Below are 20,893 nucleotides of genomic sequence, written 5' to 3'. Positions count from 1 at the left end.
ATGATCTGACCTGTGTAGGAGCTGCCGAAGGCTGCGATCTTTTGCTTTTAAAAGTTATCCGGCGTACGCGCCTTCTCCCGCGCATGCTCGCGACTGATCAAGCCCTTGGTCACCAGATCTTTCAGGCACATATCCAGTGTCTGCATCCCCAGCGACCCACCGGTCTGAATCGCCGAATACATCTGCGCCACCTTGTCCTCGCGGATCAGGTTACGGATCGCTGACGTTCCCAGCATGATCTCATGCGCCGCCACACGCCCGCCGCCGATCTTCTTGATCAACGTCTGCGAGACCACTGCCAGCAGTGACTCCGACAGCATCGAACGCACCATGGATTTCTCGTCACCGGGGAACACGTCCACCACACGGTCGATGGTTTTCGCGGCAGACGTCGTGTGCAGCGTGCCGAATACCAGGTGCCCGGTCTCGGCGGCAGTCAGCGCCAGGCGAATGGTCTCCAGGTCGCGCATCTCGCCCACCAGAATCACGTCCGGGTCTTCTCGCAATGCCGAACGCAGAGCCGTGGCGAAACTTCGGGTATCGCGGTGAACTTCACGCTGATTGATCAGGCATTTGCGCGACTCGTGAACAAACTCGATCGGGTCTTCGATGGTCAGGATGTGATGGTGGCGATGGGTGTTGAGGTAGTCGATCATCGCCGCCAGCGTGGTCGACTTGCCGGAACCGGTCGGCCCGGTGACCAGCACCAACCCGCGCGGAGCATCGGTGATCTTGCGGAAGACGTCGCCCATGGCGAGGTCTTCCATGCTCAGCACTTTCGAGGGAATGGTGCGAAACACGGCACCCGCGCCACGATTCTGATTGAAGGCATTGACCCGAAAGCGCGCCACGCCGGGGACTTCGAAGGAAAAGTCGGTTTCCAGATGTTTCTCGAAGTCGACCCGCTGGGTGTCGTTCATGATGTCGTAGATCAATTCGTGCACTTGCTTGTGGTCCAGTGCCGGCAGATTGATCCGCCGCACATCGCCATCGACGCGGATCATCGGCGGCAGACCGGCCGACAGGTGCAGGTCGGAAGCGCCCTGTTTGGCGCTGAAGGCCAGCAGTTCAGTGATATCCATAGCGCTCCTCAATTCCAGTAGAATGCCGCGAACCTTCAGACCCACGGCGCCTCTTGATGTCCACGATAGCAGACAACATCCTTCAGGTTAGTTCGCGCATCCAGGCCGCCACCGCTGCTGCCGGACGCGTTGAAAACAGCGTGCAGTTGCTGGCCGTGAGCAAAACCAAACCTGCCGAGGCGCTGCGCGAAGCTCATGCCGCCGGTCTGCGGGACTTTGGCGAGAACTATCTGCAAGAGGCCCTGAGCAAACAGCTCGAACTGGCCGACCTGCCCTTGATCTGGCACTTCATCGGCCCCATTCAATCGAACAAGACTCGCGCGATTGCCGAGCATTTCGAATGGGTGCACTCCGTGGATCGTCTGAAAATTGCCCAGCGCCTGTCCGAACAGCGCCCGGCCGAACTGCCGCCGCTGAACATCTGCATTCAGGTCAACGTCAGCGGTGAAGCCAGCAAGTCCGGGTGCACCCCGGCCGACCTGCCGGCGCTGGCGAATGCCATCAGCGCCCTGCCACGCCTTAAGCTGCGCGGCTTGATGGCGATTCCCGAGCCGACTGAAGATCGCGCCGAGCAGGACGCCGCGTTTGCTGCCGTGCAACGTTTGCAGGCCAGCCTGAATCTGCCGCTCGACACACTTTCCATGGGCATGAGCCATGACCTTGAGTCGGCTATTGCCCAAGGCGCCACCTGGGTGCGGATTGGTACCGCCCTGTTTGGCGCACGCGACTATTCCCAATCTTGAAATTTTCCAGATAAGGACCTGACATGAGCAACACACGTATTGCCTTCATCGGTGCCGGCAACATGGCCGCCAGTTTGATCGGCGGCCTGCGGGCCAAGGGTCTGGAAGCTGCACACATCCGCGCCAGCGACCCGGGCGAAGAAACCCGCGCCAAGGTCAGCGCCGAACACGGCATTGAAACTTTCGCCGACAACGCTCAGGCCATCGAAGGCGTCGACGTTGTCGTGCTGGCGGTCAAACCACAGGCGATGAAAGCCGTTTGCGAAGCGATTCGCCCGAGCCTCAAACCTGATCAACTGGTGGTTTCCATCGCGGCGGGCATCACCTGCGCGAGCATGACTGCATGGCTAGGCGAGCAGCCGATCGTACGCTGCATGCCCAACACCCCGGCGCTACTGCGTCAGGGCGTGAGTGGTCTGTACGCCACCAGCGAAGTGACTGCCGAACAACGCCAGCAAGCCGAAGAACTGCTGTCCGCCGTCGGCATCGCACTGTGGCTGAATGAAGAACAACAACTCGATGCAGTGACCGCTGTATCCGGCTCCGGCCCTGCGTACTTCTTCCTGCTGATCGAAGCCATGACCGCCGCCGGCGTCAAACTCGGGCTGCCGAAAGAAACCGCTGAACAACTGACCCTGCAAACCGCACTGGGCGCCGCGCACATGGCAGCGGCCAGTGACGTCGATGCTGCCGAACTGCGTCGTCGCGTGACCTCGCCGGCCGGTACCACCGAAGCCGCGATCAAATCGTTCCAGGCCGGGGGCTTCGAAGCTCTGGTGGAAAAAGCACTCGGCGCCGCCGCGCACCGCTCGGCCGAAATGGCCGAACAACTGGGCAAATAAGGAGCCTTACATGATTGGATTGAACACTGCAGCGGTTTACGTGCTGCAAACCCTCGGCAGCCTGTACCTGCTGATCGTGCTGCTGCGCTTCGTCCTGCAACTGGTGCGGGCGAACTTCTACAACCCGCTCTGCCAGTTCATCGTCAAAGCGACTCAGCCGCTGCTCAAGCCACTGCGCCGGATCATCCCGAGCATGTTCGGTCTGGACATGTCGTCGCTGGTGCTGGCGATTCTGGTGCAACTGGCGCTGATGGCGCTGACCCTGCTGCTGACTTACGGCACCATCGGCAACCCGCTGCAACTGCTTATCTGGTCGCTGATCGGCGTGACTGCGCTGTTCCTGAAGATCTTCTTCTTTGCCCTGATCATCAGCGTGATCCTGTCCTGGGTCGCTCCGGGCAGCCACAACCCGGGCGCTGAGCTGGTCAACCAGATCTGCGAGCCGGCCCTGGCGCCGTTCCGCAAGTTCCTGCCTAACCTCGGTGGTCTGGATCTGTCGCCGATCTTCGCCTTCCTCGCGCTGAAGCTGATCGACATGCTGGTGATCAACAATCTGGCGGCGATGACGATGATGCCGGAAATCCTCCGTCTGCTGATGTGAGCTGGTTTCGTTGGGACGGTGACGACCTGATTCTGGAGTGTCACCTGCAACCGGCAGCCCGTAGCGATGATTTCTGCGGGCTGCACGGTGATCGCCTGAAAATCCGCCTGACTGCGCCACCGGTCGAGGGCAAGGCCAATGCGTATCTGATGGGTTTTCTGGCCAAGGCTTTTGGGGTGTCCAAGAGCCAGGTCAGCTTGCTCAGTGGCGAGTTGAACCGGCAGAAACGGGTGAAGATTTGCTCGCCGAAGAAGTTGCCGGATTTGCCAGATCTAATGCGTCCGACCTGATCCACCGAGTCGTCCCATTCGCGAGCAGGCTCGCTCCCACATTGAAACGCAATCCCCTGTGGGAGCGAGCCTGCTCGCGAATGGCGGCACCTCGGTCCAGAGCGAACACATGAGGGCCAGATGGTTGCTTGCCGCTAACCCCCCCGGTCTTTAGACTTACGCCTCATTTCAACGAGAGCAGGGTCGATGCCAACTGCCTTTCCCCCCGATTCTGTTGGTCTGGTGACGCCGCAAACGGCGCACTTCAGCGAACCTCTGGCCCTGGCCTGTGGCCGCTCGCTGCCAGCCTATGACCTGATCTACGAAACCTACGGCACGCTGAACGCACAGGCGAGCAACGCCGTGCTGATCTGCCACGCCTTGTCCGGCCATCATCACGCCGCCGGTTATCACAGCGTCGACGACCGCAAACCCGGTTGGTGGGACAGCTGCATCGGCCCCGGCAAACCGATCGACACCAGCAAGTTCTTCGTGGTCAGCCTGAATAATCTGGGCGGCTGCAACGGCTCCACCGGCCCGAGCAGCATCAACCCTGAGACCGGCAAACCGTTCGGTGCCGACTTCCCGGTGCTCACCGTGGAAGACTGGGTGCACAGCCAGGCGCGTCTCGCTGACCTGCTCGGCATCGGCCAGTGGGCCGCGGTGATCGGCGGTAGCCTCGGTGGTATGCAGGCGCTGCAATGGACCATCACTTATCCGGATCGCGTGCGTCACTGCCTGGCCATCGCCTCGGCGCCCAAGCTGTCGGCGCAGAACATCGCGTTCAATGAAGTGGCGCGCCAGGCGATTCTCACTGACCCGGAATTCCACGGTGGTTCGTTCCAGGAAGCGGGTGTAATCCCCAAGCGCGGCCTGATGCTGGCGCGCATGGTCGGCCATATCACCTACCTGTCCGACGATTCGATGGGCGAGAAATTTGGCCGTGGCCTGAAGAGCGAGAAGCTCAACTACGACTTCCACAGTGTCGAGTTCCAGGTCGAAAGCTACCTGCGTTATCAGGGCGAAGAGTTCTCCGGACGCTTCGACGCCAACACCTATCTGTTGATGACCAAGGCGCTGGATTACTTTGATCCGGCGGCGAACTTCGACGATAACCTGGCGAAAACCTTCGAGAACGCCACGGCCAAGTTCTGCGTGATGTCTTTCACCACCGACTGGCGCTTCTCCCCGGCGCGCTCGCGTGAGCTGGTGGATGCACTGATGGCGGCGCGCAAAGACGTCAGCTATCTGGAAATCGACGCACCGCAGGGCCACGACGCCTTCCTGATTCCGATCCCTCGCTACTTGCAGGCGTTCGGCAATTACATGAACCGCATCACGTTGTGAGAAAGCCATGAGAGCTGATCTGGAAATCATCCAGGAATGGATCCCCGCCGGCAGCCGCGTCCTCGACCTCGGTTGCGGTGACGGCGAACTTCTGACCTGGCTGCGCGACAACAAGCAGGTCACCGGTTATGGCCTGGAAAACGATGCTGACAACATTGCCCAGTGCGTGGCCAAAGGCGTCAACGTCATCGAGCAGGATCTGGACAAGGGCCTCGGCAACTTTGCCAGCAACAGTTTCGACATCGTCGTCATGACCCAGGCCCTGCAAGCCGTGCACTACCCGGACAAGATCCTCGACGAAATGCTGCGGGTCGGTCGTCAGTGCATCATCACCTTCCCTAATTTCGGCCACTGGCGCTGCCGCTGGTATCTGGCGAGCAAGGGGCGCATGCCGGTGTCGGAGTTTCTGCCCTACACCTGGTACAACACGCCGAACATTCACTTCTGCACCTTCGAAGACTTTGAAGAACTTTGCCGCGAACGTGACGCGAAGGTCATTGATCGGCTTGCCGTGGATCAACAGCACCGTCACGGGTGGGCCAGTAAGCTATGGCCTAATCTGTTAGGTGAGATTGGTATCTACCGCGTCAGCAGCCCGGTACTGGCAGATCACCAAATCGCGGTCTGACATTCGAGGAGAACGAGCATGAGACGTTTGATTGGCACGCTGTTGGCAGCATGTCTGAGCTTTTCGGCGGTCGCCGCCGACGCGATCAAGGGCGAGCGCAAGGAAGTGTTTGGTGATGTCACCGTTCACTACAACACCTTTAATTCCACCTTTCTGACGCCTGACATCGCCAAGGCTGCCGAACTGATCCGCAGCAAGAACCAAGGCGTGATCAATGTCTCGGTGATCAAGGACGGCAAACCACTGGTCGCCAATGTCACCGGCACGGTCAAAGACCTGACCAGCAAAAGCGTGCCGCTGAACTTCCGCCAGGTCACCGAACAGGGCGCGATCTATTACATCGCCCAGTACCCGGTGGAACAGCAGGAAACCCGCACCTTTGAAATCAAGGTGCAGAATGGCGACAAGATCAACACCATCAATTTCAACCAAGAACTTTTCCCCGGCGAATGATGAACCTCAAGCAGCTCGTACTGGCCAGCCACAACGCCGGCAAACTCAAGGAACTCCAGGCCATGCTCGGCGAGTCGGTGCAACTGCGCTCGATCGGTGAGTGGAGCAACGTGGAGCCGGAAGAAACCGGTCTGTCGTTCGTCGAGAACGCGATCCTCAAGGCACGCAATGCCGCGCGCATTTCCGGGCTGCCGGCGCTGGCCGACGATTCCGGTCTGGCTGTGGATTTCCTCGGCGGTGCACCGGGCATCTACTCGGCGCGTTATGCCGACGGCAAGGGCGATGCGGCAAACAACGCCAAACTGCTCGATGCCTTGAAGGACGTTCCTGATGCCGAGCGCGGCGCGCAGTTCGTTTGTGTTCTGGCACTGGTGCGTCACGCCGACGATCCGTTGCCGATCCTCTGCGAAGGCCTGTGGCACGGGCGCATGCTGACGGCGGCCAGCGGCGAACACGGTTTTGGTTACGACCCGCTGTTCTGGGTGCCGGAGCGTGATTGCTCCAGCGCCGAGCTGACGCCTGCCGACAAGAACCAGATCAGCCACCGCGCCCGTGCAATGGATCTGCTGCGCCAGCGTCTGGGCTTGAAATGACCCGTGACTCTTCTGCGTCGTCGCTGATAGTCGGCGGCGCCGCTTCTTCGCCACGGGCGCCATTGCCGACGTTGCCGCCCCTGTCGTTGTACATCCACATCCCGTGGTGTGTACGCAAATGCCCGTATTGCGACTTCAACTCGCACACCGCCAGCCCGGTGCTGCCGGAGCAGGAGTACGTCGACGCGTTGCTGGCCGATCTCGATCAGGATCTGCATGCGGTCTACGGTCGCGAAATCAGCTCGATTTTCTTCGGTGGCGGTACGCCGAGCCTGTTCAGTGCCGAGGCGCTTGGGCGCTTGCTGGAGGGCGTAGAGCAGCGCATTCCGTTTGCTCACGACATCGAAATCACGCTGGAAGCCAACCCCGGCACCTTCGAGCAAGAGAAGTTCGTTGCGTACCGCAAACTGGGGATCAATCGCCTGTCGATCGGTATCCAGAGTTTCCAGCAGGAAAAACTCAAGGCCCTCGGCCGTATCCATAACGGCGACGAAGCGGTACGTGCGGCTGGCATGGCGCGGCAGGCCGGGTTCGATAACTTCAATCTCGACTTGATGCACGGCCTGCCCGATCAGTCGCTGGACGATGCGCTGAGCGATCTGCGCCAGGCCATCGAACTGAATCCCACGCATATCTCCTGGTACCAACTGACGCTGGAGCCGAACACCGTGTTCTGGAATCAGCCGCCTGTGCTGCCCGAAGACGACACGCTATGGGACATTCAAGAAGCCGGGCAAGCGCTGCTGGCCGAGCACGGCTACGCGCAATACGAAGTGTCGGCCTATGCCCAAACCGGCCGCCCGGCGCGGCACAACCTCAATTACTGGAGTTTCGGCGACTTCATCGGCATCGGCGCGGGTGCGCATGGCAAGCTCAGCCATCCGGACGGGCGCATCGTGCGCACCTGGAAAACCCGTTTGCCGAAGGACTATCTCAACCCGGCAAAAAGCTTCCAGGCTGGCGAAAAAGCCCTGACCAATGACGAGATGCCGTTCGAGTTTCTGATGAATGCTTTGCGCCTGACCGCTGGCGTCGAATCGCGCCTGTATCCGCAGCGCACGGGGCTGTCGCTGGAAAGCCTCGCCGAAGGCCGGGCAGCCGCAGAACAAAGCGGTCTGTTGCAGGTCGAACCGTCACGTCTGGCGGCCACCGAGCGCGGACAGCTGTTCCTCAATGACTTGCTGCAACAATTTCTGAACTGATTTCAGTGCTAAGGGAAAACGCATGGATTTGATACTCGACCTGCTCGCCACCGTCTCCCGCTGGAGCCGCAGCAACCTCTCGGAAATCGCCCTGGCACTGGTGGGCTGCCTGCTGGTGCTGTTCGGCGCCGACTTCAAAGGCTGGGTCGAGCAACGCTTGGGCAGCATTGCCGGCGCCCTGCGCGTCCCGCTAATGGCGCTGCTGTGCATGGTCGGCAGCGGCGCAGCGCTGATTTACGCCACACCATGGGTGATCAAAGGTCTGAGCCAGTTCAACAACTACAGCCTGGCGCCAGTGTTGTTGGTGGTACTGGTGCTGATCGGCGTAGTCGCCGACCGCCGCTGAATTCGAGCCATACACAAAGCAAATGTGGGAGCGAGCCTGCTCGCGAAGGCGTCATGACATTCAACTTCATCGTTGACGGTCAGAGCGCTTTCGCGAGCAGGCTCGCTCCCACATTGTTACTGCGTAAGGCTTACGACTGCTTTTCGAACTTCAGATCCCACACGCCGTGGCCAAGACGTTCGCCGCGGCGTTCGAACTTGGTGATCGGGCGTTCGGCCGGGCGCGGTACGCACTTGCCGTCTTCGGCGAGGTTGCGATAGCCCGGGGCAACGTTCATGACTTCCAGCATGTATTCGGCGTACGGCTCCCAGTCGGTAGCCATGTGCAGAATGCCGCCGACCTTCAACTTGCTGCGCACCAGTTCAGCGAACGACGCCTGGACGATACGACGCTTGTGGTGACGGCTTTTGTGCCACGGATCCGGGAAGAACAGCATCAGGCGGTCGAGGCTGTTGTCGGCGATGCAGCGGTTGAGCACTTCGATCGCGTCGCAATCGTAGACCCGCAGGTTGGTCAGGCCCTGCGTCAGTACGCCATTGAGCAGCGCGCCGACACCCGGACGGTGAACTTCAACGCCGATGAAATCCTGATCCGGTGCAGCAGCGGCCATTTCCAGCAGCGAATGGCCCATGCCGAAACCGATTTCCAGCGAGCGCGGTGCCGAACGGCCGAAAACCTGATCGTAATCGACCGGCTCATCGGCCAATGGCAGCACGAACAGCGGTGCGCCTTGATCCAGGCCTTTCTGCTGGCCTTCGGTCATGCGCCCGGCGCGCATCACGAAACTCTTGATGCGGCGGTGTTGGCGCTCGTCGCCCTCTTCCGGCTGGATAGGCGTGTCGTTCGATTCAGTCATCTTGGCTCTTACTTGATCAGACCATCCAGCGGCGAAGAGGCGCTGGCATAGAGTTTTTTCGGCATGCGGCCGGCGAGGTAGGCCAGACGGCCCGCGACGATCGCGTGTTGCATGGCTTGGGCCATCATCACGGGCTGACCCGCGTGGGCAATGGCCGAGTTCATCAGCACTGCGTCACAGCCCAGTTCCATGGCGATGGTGGCATCGGAGGCGGTGCCGACACCGGCGTCTACCAATACCGGAATCTTTGCTTCTTCAAGGATGATCTGCAGGTTGTATGGATTGCAGATACCCAGGCCAGAACCGATCAGACCGGCCAGCGGCATGACGGCGATGCAGCCGATTTCCGCCAGTTGACGGGCGATGATCGGGTCATCACTGGTGTAAACCATCACGTCAAAACCTTCCTTGACCAGTGTTTCGGCGGCCTTGAGGGTTTCGATCACGTTGGGGAACAGGGTTTTCTGGTCGGCGAGTACTTCCAGCTTCACCAGATTGTGGCCGTCGAGCAGCTCACGGGCCAGGCGGCAGGTGCGCACGGCTTCGATGGCGTCGTAGCAACCGGCGGTGTTCGGCAGGAAGGTGTAGCGATCCGGCGACAATACGTCGAGCAGGTTCGGTTCGCCTTCGATCTGGCCGAGGTTGGTGCGGCGCACGGCGAAGGTGACGATATCGGCACCCGAGGCTTCGATGGCCTGGCGGGTTTCTTCCATGTCACGGTACTTGCCGGTACCGACCAGCAAACGCGACTGGTAAGTACGACCGGCCAGCACAAAAGGCTTGTCGCTACGAACGATGCTCATGGGGAATCCTCTTTAGGGGTGAGGGTCTTGCAGAATTCTGTGCCCTTGTGGGCCGCGCGATTAGCCGCCGCCGATGGCGTGAACCACCTCGACGTTATCGCCGTCGTTTAGCGCGGTGTCGGCATGCTGGCTGCGCGGGACGATATCCAGATTGAGTTCGACCGCCACCCGGCGTCCGGTCAGATCCAGACGGGTCAGCAGGGCCGCAACGGTTTCACCGTCGGGCAGTTCAAGGGATTCACCGTTCAACTGAATGCGCATGCGCAATGCCGCCATCATTTTTAGGGGCTGGCATTCTAGCCCGATCATGACCTAAAGGTCAGCACCAAGCGTCAAGCGGTTCATTGCAAGCGCCAGGCAGCCAGGCCCAGACACACCCAGCCGACGAGAAACGCCAACCCGCCGAACGGGGTGATGATGCCGAGCTTGCTGATGCCGGTGGTGGTCAGCAGGTACAGGCTGCCGGAAAACAGCAGGATACCGACAGTGAACGAGATACCGGCCCAAGTGACCAGTCGCCCCTGAATCTGCGTAGCCAGCAATGCCACACCGAATAACGCCAGTGTATGCACCAGTTGATAGGTGACGCCCGTGTGGAAAATCGCCAGATACTCAGGTGTCAGACGGCTTTTGAGGCCGTGGGCGGCAAACGCACCCAGCGCGACACCCGTGAAACCAAAAAAAGCGGCCAGCATTAAAAAGCCACGCAGCATTGGGAACTCCAGTCAGACTCGATCGGCAGGGTCTGTATAATGGCCCGCTCCACGGGTTCGGCCAAGCCATCTCTATGTTGCGTTCAATTTTCCGTCGTCTCACGAAGGCCCTGCTCTGGTTCGCGGGGGGCAGCGTATTGCTGGTTCTGGTATTTCGCTTCGTACCGCCGCCGGGCACCGCGCTGATGGTCGAGCGCAAGGTCGAATCCTGGATCGACGGCGAGCCGATCGACCTGCAGCGCACCTGGAAGCCGTGGGACGAGATTTCCGACGATCTCAAAGTGGCGGTCATGGCTGGCGAAGACCAGAAATTTCCCGAGCATTGGGGCTTTGATTTCAGCGCAATCCAGGCAGCGCTGGCGCACAACGAACTCGGCGGCTCAATTCGCGGCGCCAGTACGTTGAGCCAGCAAGTGTCGAAAAACCTGTTTCTGTGGGCCGGGCGCAGCTATCTGCGTAAAGGCCTGGAAGCCTGGTTTACTGCGCTGATCGAAGTGTTGTGGCCCAAACAGCGGATTCTCGAGGTGTATCTGAACAGTGTCGAGTGGGATGACGGCGTGTTTGGCGCCGAAGCCGCAGCGCGACATCATTTCGGCGTGAGCGCGAAGTCGTTGTCCCGACAGCAGGCGAGTTATCTGGCGGCGGTATTGCCCAACCCGCGGGTGTGGAGCGCGAGCCATCCGACGGCTTATGTCGCACGCCGGGCCGGGTGGATTCGACAGCAAATGAGTCAGCTGGGTGGGACGAGTTATCTGCTGAGTCTGAATGATTCGCGGCGTGCACCGTGGGCGCAGTGACTTCAAGATCAAAGGATCGCAGCCTTCGGCAGCTCCTACAGGTGAATGCGGGTCCCGTGTAGGAGCTGCGGCACGCTGCGATCTTTTGATTTTCAAACAAAAATGCCCCGATCATCGCTGATCGGGGCATTTTTTGTTGTCGGGCGCCGGTTATGCGGCAATCGACAATTTGAGCTTGTTCATCGCGCTCTTTTCGAGCTGACGAATTCGCTCGGCCGACACGTTGTACTTCTGCGCCAGGTCGTGCAGCGTGGCTTTCTCTTCTGCCAGCCAGCGCTGGTAGAGGATGTCGCGGCTGCGTTCGTCCAGCACTTCCAAAGCTTCGTGCAGGTTGTTGTTGGAGTTGTCGCTCCAGTCGGCATCTTCCAGTTGACGCGCCGGGTCGTACCGGTGGTCTTCCAGATAGTTGGCCGGCGACTGGAAGGCGCTGTCGTCGTCCGCTTCCGCAGCCGGGTCGAAAGCCATGTCATGGCCGGTCAGGCGACTTTCCATCTCGCGCACTTCACGCGGTTCGACACCGAGGCTTTCCGCCACACGGTGGACTTCCTCGTTATTCAGCCACGCCAGACGTTTCTTCTGGCTGCGCAGGTTGAAGAACAGCTTGCGCTGGGCCTTGGTGGTCGCGACTTTCACAATGCGCCAGTTGCGCAGGATGAACTCGTGAATTTCCGCCTTGATCCAGTGCACAGCGAACGACACCAGGCGCACACCCATTTCCGGGTTGAAGCGCTTTACGGCCTTCATCAGGCCGACGTTACCTTCCTGGATCAGGTCAGCCTGAGCCAGACCGTAGCCGCTATAGCTACGGGCAATGTGTACGACAAAACGCAGGTGGGCGAGCACCATCTGCCGAGCCGCCCCCAAATCCTGCTCATAATAGAGACTCTCGGCCAGTTCACGCTCCTGCTCCGGCGTCAGCAATGGAATGCTGTTCACGGTGTGCACATAGGCTTCCAGGTTTGCGCCTGGAACCAACGCGTACGCAGGTTGCAAAGAATTGGTCATACGAAAAAACCTCCGACTTACATACTCGTGCTTCTCAGCACTGCGAAAAATTGACCGGGAACTCAGGTACAAGTTCCCAAAAACCGTAAGGCCAATCACGCGCAAAAAAGATTCTACTTCGGCGCCAGCTCCCTGAGATGACGTGCGACTGCAATCCATGCACCGATATAACCCAACAGCACCGCGCCAAGCAAGAGCGACAGACCATCGGCAACTGGCACTCCGGCCAGCGCGAAATCACTGCCGTACAAGCCGGCCAATCCAACCACCGCATCGTTCAGCCAGTCCAGGCCGAACGCCAATACGCCCCAGGACAACAGCCCCGCACCGAAGCCATACAACGCGCCCATATAAAGGAAGGGGCGCCGCACATAGCTGTCAGTGCCGCCGACGAGTTTAATCACTTCTATCTCTGTGCGGCGGTTTTCAATATGAAGACGAATGGTATTGCCTATCACCAAAAGTAATGCAGAAACCAGCAGCACCGTCAGACCGAAGACAAAACGATCGCCGAGCTTGAGGATGGCGGCCAGACGCTCGACCCAGACTAGATCAAGTTGTGCCTGTTGTACCTTCGGCAGCTCGGAAAGTTTTTGTCTTAATGCTTCCAGGGTGGTCTTGTCGACCTCGTTCGGCGTCACCAGCACCACGCCCGGTAGCGGGTTTTCCGGCAGCTCGCGCAGGGCTTCGCCCAAACCGGACTGCTGTTGAAACTCTTCCAGCGCCTGATCGCGGCCGACATATTCAGCATCAGCTACGCCGGGCATGCCTTTGATCTGTTCGCGCAACGACTCGCCCTGCTCCGGGCTGGCGTCGAGCTGCAGGTACAGCGAGATCTGCGCCGCACGCTGCCACGATCCGCCGAGACGCTCGACGTTATTGAGCAACAGCGAAAGACCCATCGGCAGGCTCAGCGCCACCGCCATCACCATGCAGGTGAAGAAACTGCCGATCGGCTGCTTGCCGAGACGACGCAGGCTGTCGAGCAGGCTGGCGCGATGGCTTTCGACCCAGGCACGGAACAGCGTGGCGAAGTCAGGGCCGTCGTCATCGTCGTGTTTTTTCTTTTTGGCCGGTTGCGGATCGGCGGCTTTCGGGGCCACGCGCTCGGAAACCTTCGGACTGCGAGTGGCACTCATACCCCGGCCTCCCCGTCGCCGATCAATCGGCCACGCTGCAAGGTCAGCATGCGGTGACGCATACGGGCGATCAGCGCCAGGTCGTGACTGGCGATCAGCACGCTGGTACCCAAGCGGTTGATGTCTTCGAACACACCCATGATCTCGGCCGCCAGACGCGGGTCGAGGTTACCGGTCGGTTCGTCCGCCAGCAGCAGGGCCGGACGATGGACGATGGCGCGGGCGATGCCGACGCGCTGTTGCTGACCGGTGGACAAGTCGCCCGGGTACAGATCGGTTTTATCCGACAGCGCCACGCGCTCCAGCGCCGAATCGACGCGCTTGGCGATTTCGGGCTTGGACAGCCCGAGAATCTGCAACGGCAACGCGACGTTGTTAAACACCGTGCGATCGAACAGCAATTGGTGGTTCTGGAACACCACACCAATCTGCCTGCGCAGGAATGGAATCTGCGCATTGCTGATGGTGCTCAGGTCTTGCCCGGCGAGCAGCAGCTTGCCGCTGGTCGGACGCTCCATTGCCAGCAACAGGCGCAATAGCGTGGATTTACCGGCACCGGAGTGGCCGGTGACAAACAAGAACTCGCCGCGACGGACTCGAAAGCTCAGCTCATGCAAGCCGACGTGTCCGTTCGGGTAGCGTTTACCGACCTGTTCGAAACGAATCATGAACGCTCCCGCTCGGCAAAGAGTGCCTGGACAAAGGGTTCGGCTTCAAAGGTACGCAAATCGTCGATGCCTTCGCCGACGCCGATATAGCGAATCGGCAGACCGAACTGCTTGGCCAGGGCAAAGATCACCCCACCTTTTGCGGTGCCGTCGAGTTTGGTCAGCGCCAGGCCGGTCAGTTCGACAGTCTGATTGAATTGCTTGGCCTGGTTGATGGCGTTCTGGCCGGTACCGGCGTCGAGTACCAGCAGCACTTCGTGCGGTGCGTCGGCGTCGAGCTTGCCGATCACACGGCGAACCTTTTTCAGTTCTTCCATCAGATTGTCTTTGGTGTGCAGACGGCCGGCGGTGTCGGCGATCAACACGTCGATGCCACGCGCCTTGGCGGCTTGCACGGCGTCGAAGATCACCGAAGCGGAGTCGGCGCCCGTGTGCTGGGCGATCACCGGGATCTTGTTGCGCTCGCCCCATACCTGCAACTGCTCAACAGCAGCAGCGCGGAAGGTGTCACCGGCGGCCAGCATGACTTTCTTGCCTTCCAGCTGCAGCTTCTTCGCCAGTTTGCCGATGGTGGTGGTTTTGCCGGCGCCGTTGACGCCGACAACAAGGATCACGAACGGTTTGTTCTGCGAAACGATTTTCAGCGGCTGCTCGACCGGTTTGAGCATCGCAGCCAGTTCGGCCTGCAGGGATTTGTACAACGCATCGGCGTCGGCAAGTTCCTTGCGAGCGACCTTTTGGGTCAGGCGCTGGATGATCTGCGTGGTGGCTTCGACGCCAACGTCGGCGGTCAGCAGACGGGTTTCGAGGTCATCCAGCAGCTCGTCGTCAATGGTTTTGCGGCCCAGGAACAGGCTGGCCATGCCCTCGCCAATGCTGGCACTGGTTTTCGACAGACCTTGCTTGAGGCGGGCGAAGAAACCGGCCTTGGTTTCTTCGGTGCGCGGGGCTTCGGCAACCACTTCGACCGGCAAGACTGGAGCAGCAACCACGGGGGCAGGTGCTGGCTCGGGCTGTTGAACGATTGGAGCAACAGGAGCTGCAACCACCGGAGCAACAGGCTCGGAAGCGATAGGTTCAGGGACAGGCTCTGAAACAACGGGCGCAGCCACCACAGGAGCCGGAGCGACCTCTGGAACAAACGCAGCCGGCGCAGGAATCTGCGGGGTGATATGCGGCGCAGCCTCTTCAACCAGCGCCACCGGCTCTTCCGCCACTGGCAAGGTCAGCCATGGCTCAGCCGCCGGAGTCAGCGGCAGCTCAACGGCCATAGGCGCTGCAGGCTCCGGTTCTGGCTCGACCGGTTGCAACACCGGTTCGGCATTCGGCAGCACAATCGGCGTCGGCTCTTCTTCTATTAAAGGAGCAGGCGCCGGGGCCGGTTCAGGAATCGCGGGCGGCTGTTCGACGACGGGTTCCTGCGGTTTCTTACGCAGCCATCCGAACAGGCTTTTCTTCTCGCCAGCCGCAGCTGGGGTCTTCTTGTCGTCGTTGGAACCAAACATGGAGGACGGCTATCTCACGGTAGCGACGCGCCATAAGGGCGCCCCGGCAAATAAATATTCGATGCAGAACAGACTGTGTTTCACCCAGCTTGTTCACGCGCAACATTTTGTCGAGGCGCCAGCGGCACCCCAAAGATTCGTATTAACGAAGGACTAAACCGGAAAAATCGGCGAAAAAGCGAAGTCTAGTCGATAAACCGCTGCTTTCTGCCGCCAACCTATACAGCCGCATCAGGCCTGAAAACCTGATAGGCGTGGTCGCCGGTAAAACGGATCAGTATCCTAGCACCTCCTCGCCCGCCGACGCTAAGACCAAGCGGGCAGCTCAACAGGTTAAAAAACGAATGAATGCTCTAGCCCGCCGCGCTGCAGGCCTGCTGTTCAGCACAGTCTGCCTGCCCCTTTCGGCCCTGGCGGCCGACCCGCAACCGACCCACGAATTCACCCTCGACAACGGCCTGAAGGTCGTCGTGCGCGAAGACCATCGCGCGCCGGTGGTGGTGTCGCAGGTCTGGTACAAGGTCGGTTCCAGCTACGAAACCCCGGGCCAGACCGGTCTGTCTCATGCGCTTGAGCACATGATGTTCAAGGGCAGCGAGAAAGTCGGCCCCGGCGAAGCCTCGCTGATCCTGCGCGACCTCGGTGCTGAAGAGAACGCGTTCACCAGCGACGACTTCACCGCTTATTACCAGGTGCTGGCGCGCGACCGTCTGGGCGTGGCCTTCGAACTGGAAGCCGATCGCATGGCCAACCTGCGCCTGCCGGCCGACGAGTTCGCCAAGGAAATCGAAGTCATCAAGGAAGAGCGCCGTCTGCGCACCGATGACAAGCCGATGTCCAAGGCTTACGAGCGTTACAAGGCGATGGCTTACCCGGCCAGCGGTTATCACACGCCGACAATCGGCTGGATGGCTGACCTTGACCGGATGAAGGTTGAAGAACTGCGCCACTGGTATCAATCCTGGTACGTGCCGAACAACGCCACGTTGGTGGTCGTCGGCGACGTCACCCCGGACGAAGTCAAAACCCTCGCCCAACGCTACTTCGGCCCAATCGCCAAACGCGACGTACCACCGGCGAAACAACCGCTGGAACTGGCCGAGCCCGGCGAGCGCAAGATCACCCTGCATGTGCAGACACAACTGCCTAGCTTGATGCTCGGTTTCAACGTGCCGAGCATCGCCACTGCCGAAGACAAACGTTCGGTTAACGCGCTGCGGTTGATTTCGGCGCTGCTCGATGGCGGTTACAGCGGGCGCATTCCCACCCAACTGGAGCGCGGCGAAGAGCTGGTGTCCGGCGGCTCCTCGAGCTACGACGCCTACACTCGCGGCGACAGCCTGTTCACCCTCTCGGCCACGCCCAACACGCAGAAGAAAAAGACCATGGCGCAAGCCGAGGCCGGTTTGTGGAAGCTGCTGGAGCAGTTGAAAACCACCGCGCCGTCCGCCGAAGAACTGGAACGCGTGCGTGCGCAAGTGATTGCCGGTCTGGTCTACGAGCGTGACTCGATCACCAGCCAGGCTACGGCCATCGGTCAGCTTGAGACCGTCGGCCTGTCGTGGAAACTGATGGACACCGAACTGGCCGATCTGGAGAGCGTCACCCCGCAAGACATCCAGAACGCCGCCAAGCTGTATTTCACCCGCGAACGTCTCAGCGTCGCCCACGTACTGCCACTGGAGACGACTCATGAGTGAGCGCAAAACCCCACGCCTGTTGTTGCTTGGTCTGATCGCTGTCGCCGTGATCGGCGCCACCGCTTTCTATCTGTCGCCAGGCGCTGACAGCAAGGCGAGCGAAGCACTGGACAACGCCAAGTCCGCGCAGAAGCTGCAATCGCTGGCCGAACTCGACGGCAAGGCCCCGGCAAGCCGCAAACTCGACGTGCAAACCTGGAACACCGCCGAAGGCGCCAAGGTGCTGTTCGTCGAAGCCCACGAACTGCCGATGTTCGACATGCGTCTGATCTTCGCCGCCGGCAGCAGTCAGGACGGCAACGCGCCGGGTCTGGCGGTGCTGACCAACGCGATGCTCAATGAAGGCGTGGCCGGCAAAGACGTCGGTGCTATCGCCCAAGGTTTCGAAGGCCTCGGGGCGGATTTCGGCAATGGTGCTTTCAAGGACATGGCGCTGGCTTCGCTGCGCAGTCTGAGCGCCGCTGACCAGCGCGAACCGGCATTGAGTCTGTTCTCGGAAGTCGTCGGCAAACCGACTTTCCCTGCCGACTCGTTCGCGCGCATCAAGAATCAGATGCTCGCCGGATTCGAATACCAGAAACAGAACCCCGGTAAACTTGCCAGCCTGGAGCTGATGAAGCGCCTGTATGGCGATCACCCGTACGCGCATTCGAGCGACGGCAACGAGCAGAGCGTGCCGAAGATCACCCTCGCGCAACTGCGTGAATTCCACGCCAAAGCCTACGCTGCCGGCAACGTGGTGATCGCGCTGGTCGGCGACCTGTCCCGCGCTGACGCCGAGGCGATTGCCAATCAGGTGTCCGCGGCCCTGCCGAAAGGCCCGGCAATGGCGAAAATTGCCCAGCCACAGGATCCGCAAGCCAGCGTCGGTCACATCGAATTCCCATCGAAGCAGACCAACCTGATGATCGCGCAGTTGGGCATCGATCGTGATGATCCGGACTACGCGGCATTGTCGATGGGCAACCAGATACTCGGCGGCGGTGGTTTCGGCACCCGGTTGATGAGCGAAGTTCGCGAGAAACGTGGGCTGGCCTACGGCGTGTATTCCGGGTTTAGCCCGATGCAGGTTCGCGGCCCGTTCCTGATCAACCTGCAGACCCGCGCCGAAATGAGCGAAGGCACTCTGAAACTGGTGCAGGATGTGCTCGCCGACTACCTGAAAACCGGCCCGACCCAGAAAGAACTCGACGACGCCAAACGCGAACTGGCCGGCAGCTTCCCGCTGTCCACTGCGAGCAACGCCGACATTGTTGGCCAACTCGGCGCCATGGGCTTCTATAATCTGCCGTTGAGCTACCTGGATGACTTCATGCGTCAGTCCCAGAGCCTGACCGTAGAGCAGGTCCGCAACGCACTGAACAAACACTTGAGCACGGACAAAATGGTCATCGTCACCGCTGGCCCGACCGTGCCGCAAAAGCCGTTACCGGCCCCATCTGATAAACCTGCCGAGCAACCGCTCGGGGTTCCGGAGCATTAATGGCTACTCGTCCAAAAAAACCTGTTCACAACGTGCACAACGGCGTGAATCAACTGCGCATCATTGGTGGTGAATGGGGCAGCCGCAAGCTGAGCTTCCCCGATGCGCCGGGTCTGCGCCCAACGCCGGACCGCGTGCGTGAGACCCTGTTCAACTGGCTCGCACCTTACGTGGAGGGGGCCAAGGTATTCGATCCGTTCGCCGGCAGCGGCGCGCTGTTTCTCGAAGCACTGTCCCGTGGCGCCGCCATGGGCCAGGCGCTGGACGCCAGTAATATCGCCGTTTCAAGCCTCAAGGAACACCTCGGCACCCTGCGCTGCACCAACGGTCAGGTACAAACTGCCGACGCCCTGCGCTATCTGGAAACGCAAACTGCCACCGCGTATGACCTGGTGTTCCTCGACCCACCGTTCAACCAGAACCTGCTGCCCACCGTGTGCACATTGCTCGAAGAGCGCCAGTGGCTGGCCGATGACGCCTGGGTTTACACCGAAAGCGAAAGCGCCCCCTCGACCCTCGGCCTGCCGCAAAACTGGCGTCTGCATCGCGAGCAGAAATCCGGTCGCGTGTATTACGCGTTGTGGCATCGCCTGGCAGAAACAATCGCTTGACCACGCCTGAGCAGACAACTTAATTGCCCGAGCCTCCAGCTCGGCTTTTAATTAAGTTGCAATAGTTCAGCAATAGCGAGAGACCTCTGTTTCATCCATCTTGTGCAAGCGAAATTAGTCGCCTAAACATCATGGATGAAACTTTAATGAATACAAACACCCTCGAATACACCCCTAATCCGCTTCATGAGTTCACGCTCGACAATGGCTTGAAAGTTGTAGTGCGAGAAGATCACCGAACACCTCAAGTTGCACTAACACTGACTTTCGCCAGCCGCGGTGACGAGCGCCCTGAAGAGTTCGGGACGGGCAACGTGCTACTGCGTGCACTGCGATATCTAAAAAACGATTACGAGGCCTTCATTACAGAAAGCGGAGGTACTCGGTTCCGTTACGGCGATTCCCCTGGCTCTGGCCAACTGACTGACTCGCTATTGGTACCGGTAGAACACTTGGAAAGCGCGCTCAAGCTCCAGTCGAAGCTGATGACAACCGATCTGCCGGACGAATCGCTGCAAAATGCTCTGAATATCACCAGAGACAGGAACAAGAAGGAATCCTTCTTCTTATCACCGATATGGTACAGCCCAGAAATCGAGTGCCTGGTGTACGCAGGCAGCAGGCACTACAGATCCCATCAGGCGGTTTCGGCCAACCTTGAAAGACTGTCTCCCGATCGCATACGGAACTTGCGGCGGAGTCGGCACTGCCCCGACAACGCACAGCTGGCAATCACTGGCGATATTGGAATTGAAGAAGCCCGGCGCTTGGTCGAACGCCACTTCGCAGATATCCCACGAGGTGAGCCTTCGTTTCGATCTGCGGTGCAAGTTCCGGCAGCGCCCGGCTATCGCCGGATAACGCAGTACCTGGATACTCAACACCCCGAGTATTCCATGATGATCTTCATATTCAATACACCGCTGGTTTATGAACTGGAAGTATTAGGCTCCTTGCTTGAAGGCGTTACCCTGCCACGTTTGGCCGCACTCCAGGAAAAGCGTGGTGGAGTTGTACCGAGGTTCATTGGAGACAATCAAGGCAATACAATTCTCGGCCTTGCTTTTTATATCCACGGCGACCCACAGGAAGCCGAAGAGAACTTCTGGAAGTTTCTGGATGAAGTGAAGCGTTCCCCTTTCTCTCCTGAAGAGATCGACTCCGCCGTCAACAAAGCCTGTTCGCTGCCTCAAGTCTGGAACAGCTCACTAGAGCACCAGGCAGAAGCGCTCTCCTATTTGTATGGATCAGGTCAGCCTTTGCAGTTGCTTGACGATAAAGTCGGGCTGTTGCGCAGCATCACCCCTGAGGACGTTCATGTTGCAGCCAACGCCTACCTCACCCGCGAAAATGTCACCGTCGTTTGTGCATTGCCGATCGGAACAAAACCGAAGTAACGCTTTAAACAGTCTGCGACTGTAGCGGTTCGGTTTTTTTAAACCGCTCACTAGCAGCGTCAAGCAACGCAGTGCCTGACGCTCAAGCAATAAATGAAACAGTGAAACGC

The 20,893-nt window shown here is 59.8% G+C and carries 24 protein-coding genes; 15 read left to right on the top strand and 9 right to left on the bottom strand.

Features of this window, described 5'->3' with window-relative positions; translation table 11 throughout:
- Positions 1–47: 47 nt before the first annotated feature.
- Positions 48–1,082 carry a type IV pilus twitching motility protein PilT gene (locus AB4P92_RS17730; RefSeq protein WP_007953348.1) on the bottom strand — a complete coding sequence of 345 codons (1,035 nt, stop codon included), beginning with the start codon at positions 1,080–1,082 and terminating at the stop codon, positions 48–50.
- 56 nt (positions 1,083–1,138) lie between these two features.
- On the opposite strand from AB4P92_RS17730, the gene AB4P92_RS17725 reads away from it, so the two are divergent.
- The 10 genes from AB4P92_RS17725 to AB4P92_RS17680 all read left to right on the top strand — a co-directional run bounded on the left by AB4P92_RS17725 (position 1,139) and on the right by AB4P92_RS17680 (position 8,106).
- Positions 1,139–1,825 (top strand): YggS family pyridoxal phosphate-dependent enzyme, encoded by a 687-nt coding sequence (locus AB4P92_RS17725; RefSeq protein WP_395597941.1) that lies wholly within the window; start codon positions 1,139–1,141, stop codon positions 1,823–1,825.
- Positions 1,826–1,848: 23 nt separating this feature from the next.
- Complete coding sequence (gene proC / locus AB4P92_RS17720) at positions 1,849–2,667, top strand: pyrroline-5-carboxylate reductase (RefSeq protein WP_042561544.1); 819 nt, start codon at positions 1,849–1,851, stop codon at positions 2,665–2,667.
- Positions 2,668–2,677: 10 nt separating this feature from the next.
- Positions 2,678–3,268 (top strand): YggT family protein, encoded by a 591-nt coding sequence (locus tag AB4P92_RS17715; protein WP_042561545.1) that lies wholly within the window; start codon positions 2,678–2,680, stop codon positions 3,266–3,268.
- Positions 3,265–3,558, top strand: a complete 294-nt coding sequence (locus tag AB4P92_RS17710) for a DUF167 domain-containing protein (protein WP_042561546.1) — start codon at positions 3,265–3,267, stop codon at positions 3,556–3,558. The genes AB4P92_RS17715 and AB4P92_RS17710 overlap by 4 nt, the downstream gene beginning before the upstream one ends.
- Positions 3,559–3,744: 186 nt before the next feature.
- Entirely contained in the window at positions 3,745–4,884 is a 1,140-nt protein-coding gene (locus AB4P92_RS17705; protein ID WP_042561547.1) for a homoserine O-acetyltransferase, read from the top strand.
- A 7-nt stretch (positions 4,885–4,891) separates the two neighbouring features.
- Positions 4,892–5,512, top strand: coding sequence for a methionine biosynthesis protein MetW (gene metW, locus AB4P92_RS17700; protein ID WP_042561548.1), 621 nt, complete (start codon positions 4,892–4,894; stop codon positions 5,510–5,512).
- A gap of 18 nt (positions 5,513–5,530) precedes the next feature.
- Positions 5,531–5,965 carry a DUF4426 domain-containing protein gene (locus tag AB4P92_RS17695; RefSeq protein WP_042561549.1) on the top strand — a complete coding sequence of 145 codons (435 nt, stop codon included), beginning with the start codon at positions 5,531–5,533 and terminating at the stop codon, positions 5,963–5,965.
- Entirely contained in the window at positions 5,962–6,558 is a 597-nt protein-coding gene (rdgB, locus tag AB4P92_RS17690) for an RdgB/HAM1 family non-canonical purine NTP pyrophosphatase (protein ID WP_261735601.1), read from the top strand. The genes AB4P92_RS17695 and rdgB overlap by 4 nt, the downstream gene beginning before the upstream one ends.
- A complete protein-coding gene (hemW, locus tag AB4P92_RS17685; RefSeq protein WP_042561551.1) occupies positions 6,555–7,760 on the top strand; it encodes a radical SAM family heme chaperone HemW in 1,206 nt (401 codons plus the stop codon). The genes rdgB and hemW overlap by 4 nt, the downstream gene beginning before the upstream one ends.
- A gap of 22 nt (positions 7,761–7,782) precedes the next feature.
- Positions 7,783–8,106: a DUF3392 domain-containing protein gene (locus AB4P92_RS17680; protein ID WP_150593591.1), complete on the top strand. Its 324-nt coding sequence runs from the start codon at positions 7,783–7,785 to the stop codon at positions 8,104–8,106.
- Positions 8,107–8,236: 130 nt separating this feature from the next.
- On the opposite strand, the gene trmB is transcribed toward AB4P92_RS17680, so the two are convergent.
- The 4 genes from trmB to AB4P92_RS17660 form a co-directional block, all read right to left on the bottom strand.
- The gene (gene trmB / locus AB4P92_RS17675) at positions 8,237–8,962 is read right to left on the bottom strand and encodes a tRNA (guanosine(46)-N7)-methyltransferase TrmB (protein ID WP_042561553.1); all 726 of its coding nucleotides are present in this window, start codon (positions 8,960–8,962) and stop codon (positions 8,237–8,239) included.
- Positions 8,963–8,970: 8 nt separating this feature from the next.
- Complete coding sequence (locus AB4P92_RS17670; RefSeq protein WP_395597940.1) at positions 8,971–9,765, bottom strand: thiazole synthase; 795 nt, start codon at positions 9,763–9,765, stop codon at positions 8,971–8,973.
- A 60-nt stretch (positions 9,766–9,825) separates the two neighbouring features.
- A complete protein-coding gene (thiS, locus tag AB4P92_RS17665) occupies positions 9,826–10,026 on the bottom strand; it encodes a sulfur carrier protein ThiS (protein ID WP_162184594.1) in 201 nt (66 codons plus the stop codon).
- Positions 10,027–10,106: 80 nt separating this feature from the next.
- Complete coding sequence (locus AB4P92_RS17660; RefSeq protein ID WP_042561555.1) at positions 10,107–10,478, bottom strand: DUF423 domain-containing protein; 372 nt, start codon at positions 10,476–10,478, stop codon at positions 10,107–10,109.
- A 74-nt stretch (positions 10,479–10,552) separates the two neighbouring features.
- On the opposite strand from AB4P92_RS17660, the gene mtgA reads away from it, so the two are divergent.
- Positions 10,553–11,275, top strand: a complete 723-nt coding sequence (gene mtgA, locus AB4P92_RS17655) for a monofunctional biosynthetic peptidoglycan transglycosylase (RefSeq protein ID WP_042561556.1) — start codon at positions 10,553–10,555, stop codon at positions 11,273–11,275.
- Between the two features lie 150 nt (positions 11,276–11,425).
- On the opposite strand, the gene rpoH is transcribed toward mtgA, so the two are convergent.
- The 4 genes from rpoH to ftsY all read right to left on the bottom strand — a co-directional run bounded on the left by rpoH (position 11,426) and on the right by ftsY (position 15,592).
- Positions 11,426–12,280, bottom strand: a complete 855-nt coding sequence (rpoH, locus tag AB4P92_RS17650; protein WP_042561557.1) for an RNA polymerase sigma factor RpoH — start codon at positions 12,278–12,280, stop codon at positions 11,426–11,428.
- Between the two features lie 113 nt (positions 12,281–12,393).
- Positions 12,394–13,419 (bottom strand): permease-like cell division protein FtsX, encoded by a 1,026-nt coding sequence (gene ftsX, locus AB4P92_RS17645; RefSeq protein ID WP_042561558.1) that lies wholly within the window; start codon positions 13,417–13,419, stop codon positions 12,394–12,396.
- Positions 13,416–14,087 carry a cell division ATP-binding protein FtsE gene (ftsE, locus tag AB4P92_RS17640; protein WP_042561559.1) on the bottom strand — a complete coding sequence of 224 codons (672 nt, stop codon included), beginning with the start codon at positions 14,085–14,087 and terminating at the stop codon, positions 13,416–13,418. The genes ftsX and ftsE overlap by 4 nt, the downstream gene beginning before the upstream one ends.
- Positions 14,084–15,592 (bottom strand): signal recognition particle-docking protein FtsY, encoded by a 1,509-nt coding sequence (ftsY, locus tag AB4P92_RS17635; protein WP_395597939.1) that lies wholly within the window; start codon positions 15,590–15,592, stop codon positions 14,084–14,086. The genes ftsE and ftsY overlap by 4 nt, the downstream gene beginning before the upstream one ends.
- A gap of 344 nt (positions 15,593–15,936) precedes the next feature.
- Here ftsY and AB4P92_RS17630 point away from each other — a divergent pair, with 344 nt between their 5' ends.
- The 4 genes from AB4P92_RS17630 to AB4P92_RS17615 all read left to right on the top strand — a co-directional run bounded on the left by AB4P92_RS17630 (position 15,937) and on the right by AB4P92_RS17615 (position 20,783).
- A complete protein-coding gene (locus tag AB4P92_RS17630) occupies positions 15,937–17,292 on the top strand; it encodes a pitrilysin family protein (protein WP_115147105.1) in 1,356 nt (451 codons plus the stop codon).
- Complete coding sequence (locus AB4P92_RS17625) at positions 17,285–18,775, top strand: pitrilysin family protein (protein WP_273877284.1); 1,491 nt, start codon at positions 17,285–17,287, stop codon at positions 18,773–18,775. Before AB4P92_RS17630 ends, AB4P92_RS17625 begins: the two co-directional genes overlap by 8 nt.
- Positions 18,775–19,386 (top strand): 16S rRNA (guanine(966)-N(2))-methyltransferase RsmD, encoded by a 612-nt coding sequence (rsmD, locus tag AB4P92_RS17620; protein WP_042561563.1) that lies wholly within the window; start codon positions 18,775–18,777, stop codon positions 19,384–19,386. The genes AB4P92_RS17625 and rsmD overlap by 1 nt, the downstream gene beginning before the upstream one ends.
- Before the next feature lie 146 nt (positions 19,387–19,532).
- Positions 19,533–20,783, top strand: coding sequence for a pitrilysin family protein (locus AB4P92_RS17615; RefSeq protein WP_181818489.1), 1,251 nt, complete (start codon positions 19,533–19,535; stop codon positions 20,781–20,783).
- Positions 20,784–20,893 lie beyond the last annotated feature (110 nt).

The organism is Pseudomonas sp. A0308 (assembly GCF_044218815.1).
Lineage (GTDB): Bacteria > Pseudomonadota > Gammaproteobacteria > Pseudomonadales > Pseudomonadaceae > Aquipseudomonas > Aquipseudomonas iridis.
Note: the sequence above shows the minus strand (reverse complement) of the source record. Positions and strands in the feature narration are given on the sequence as shown.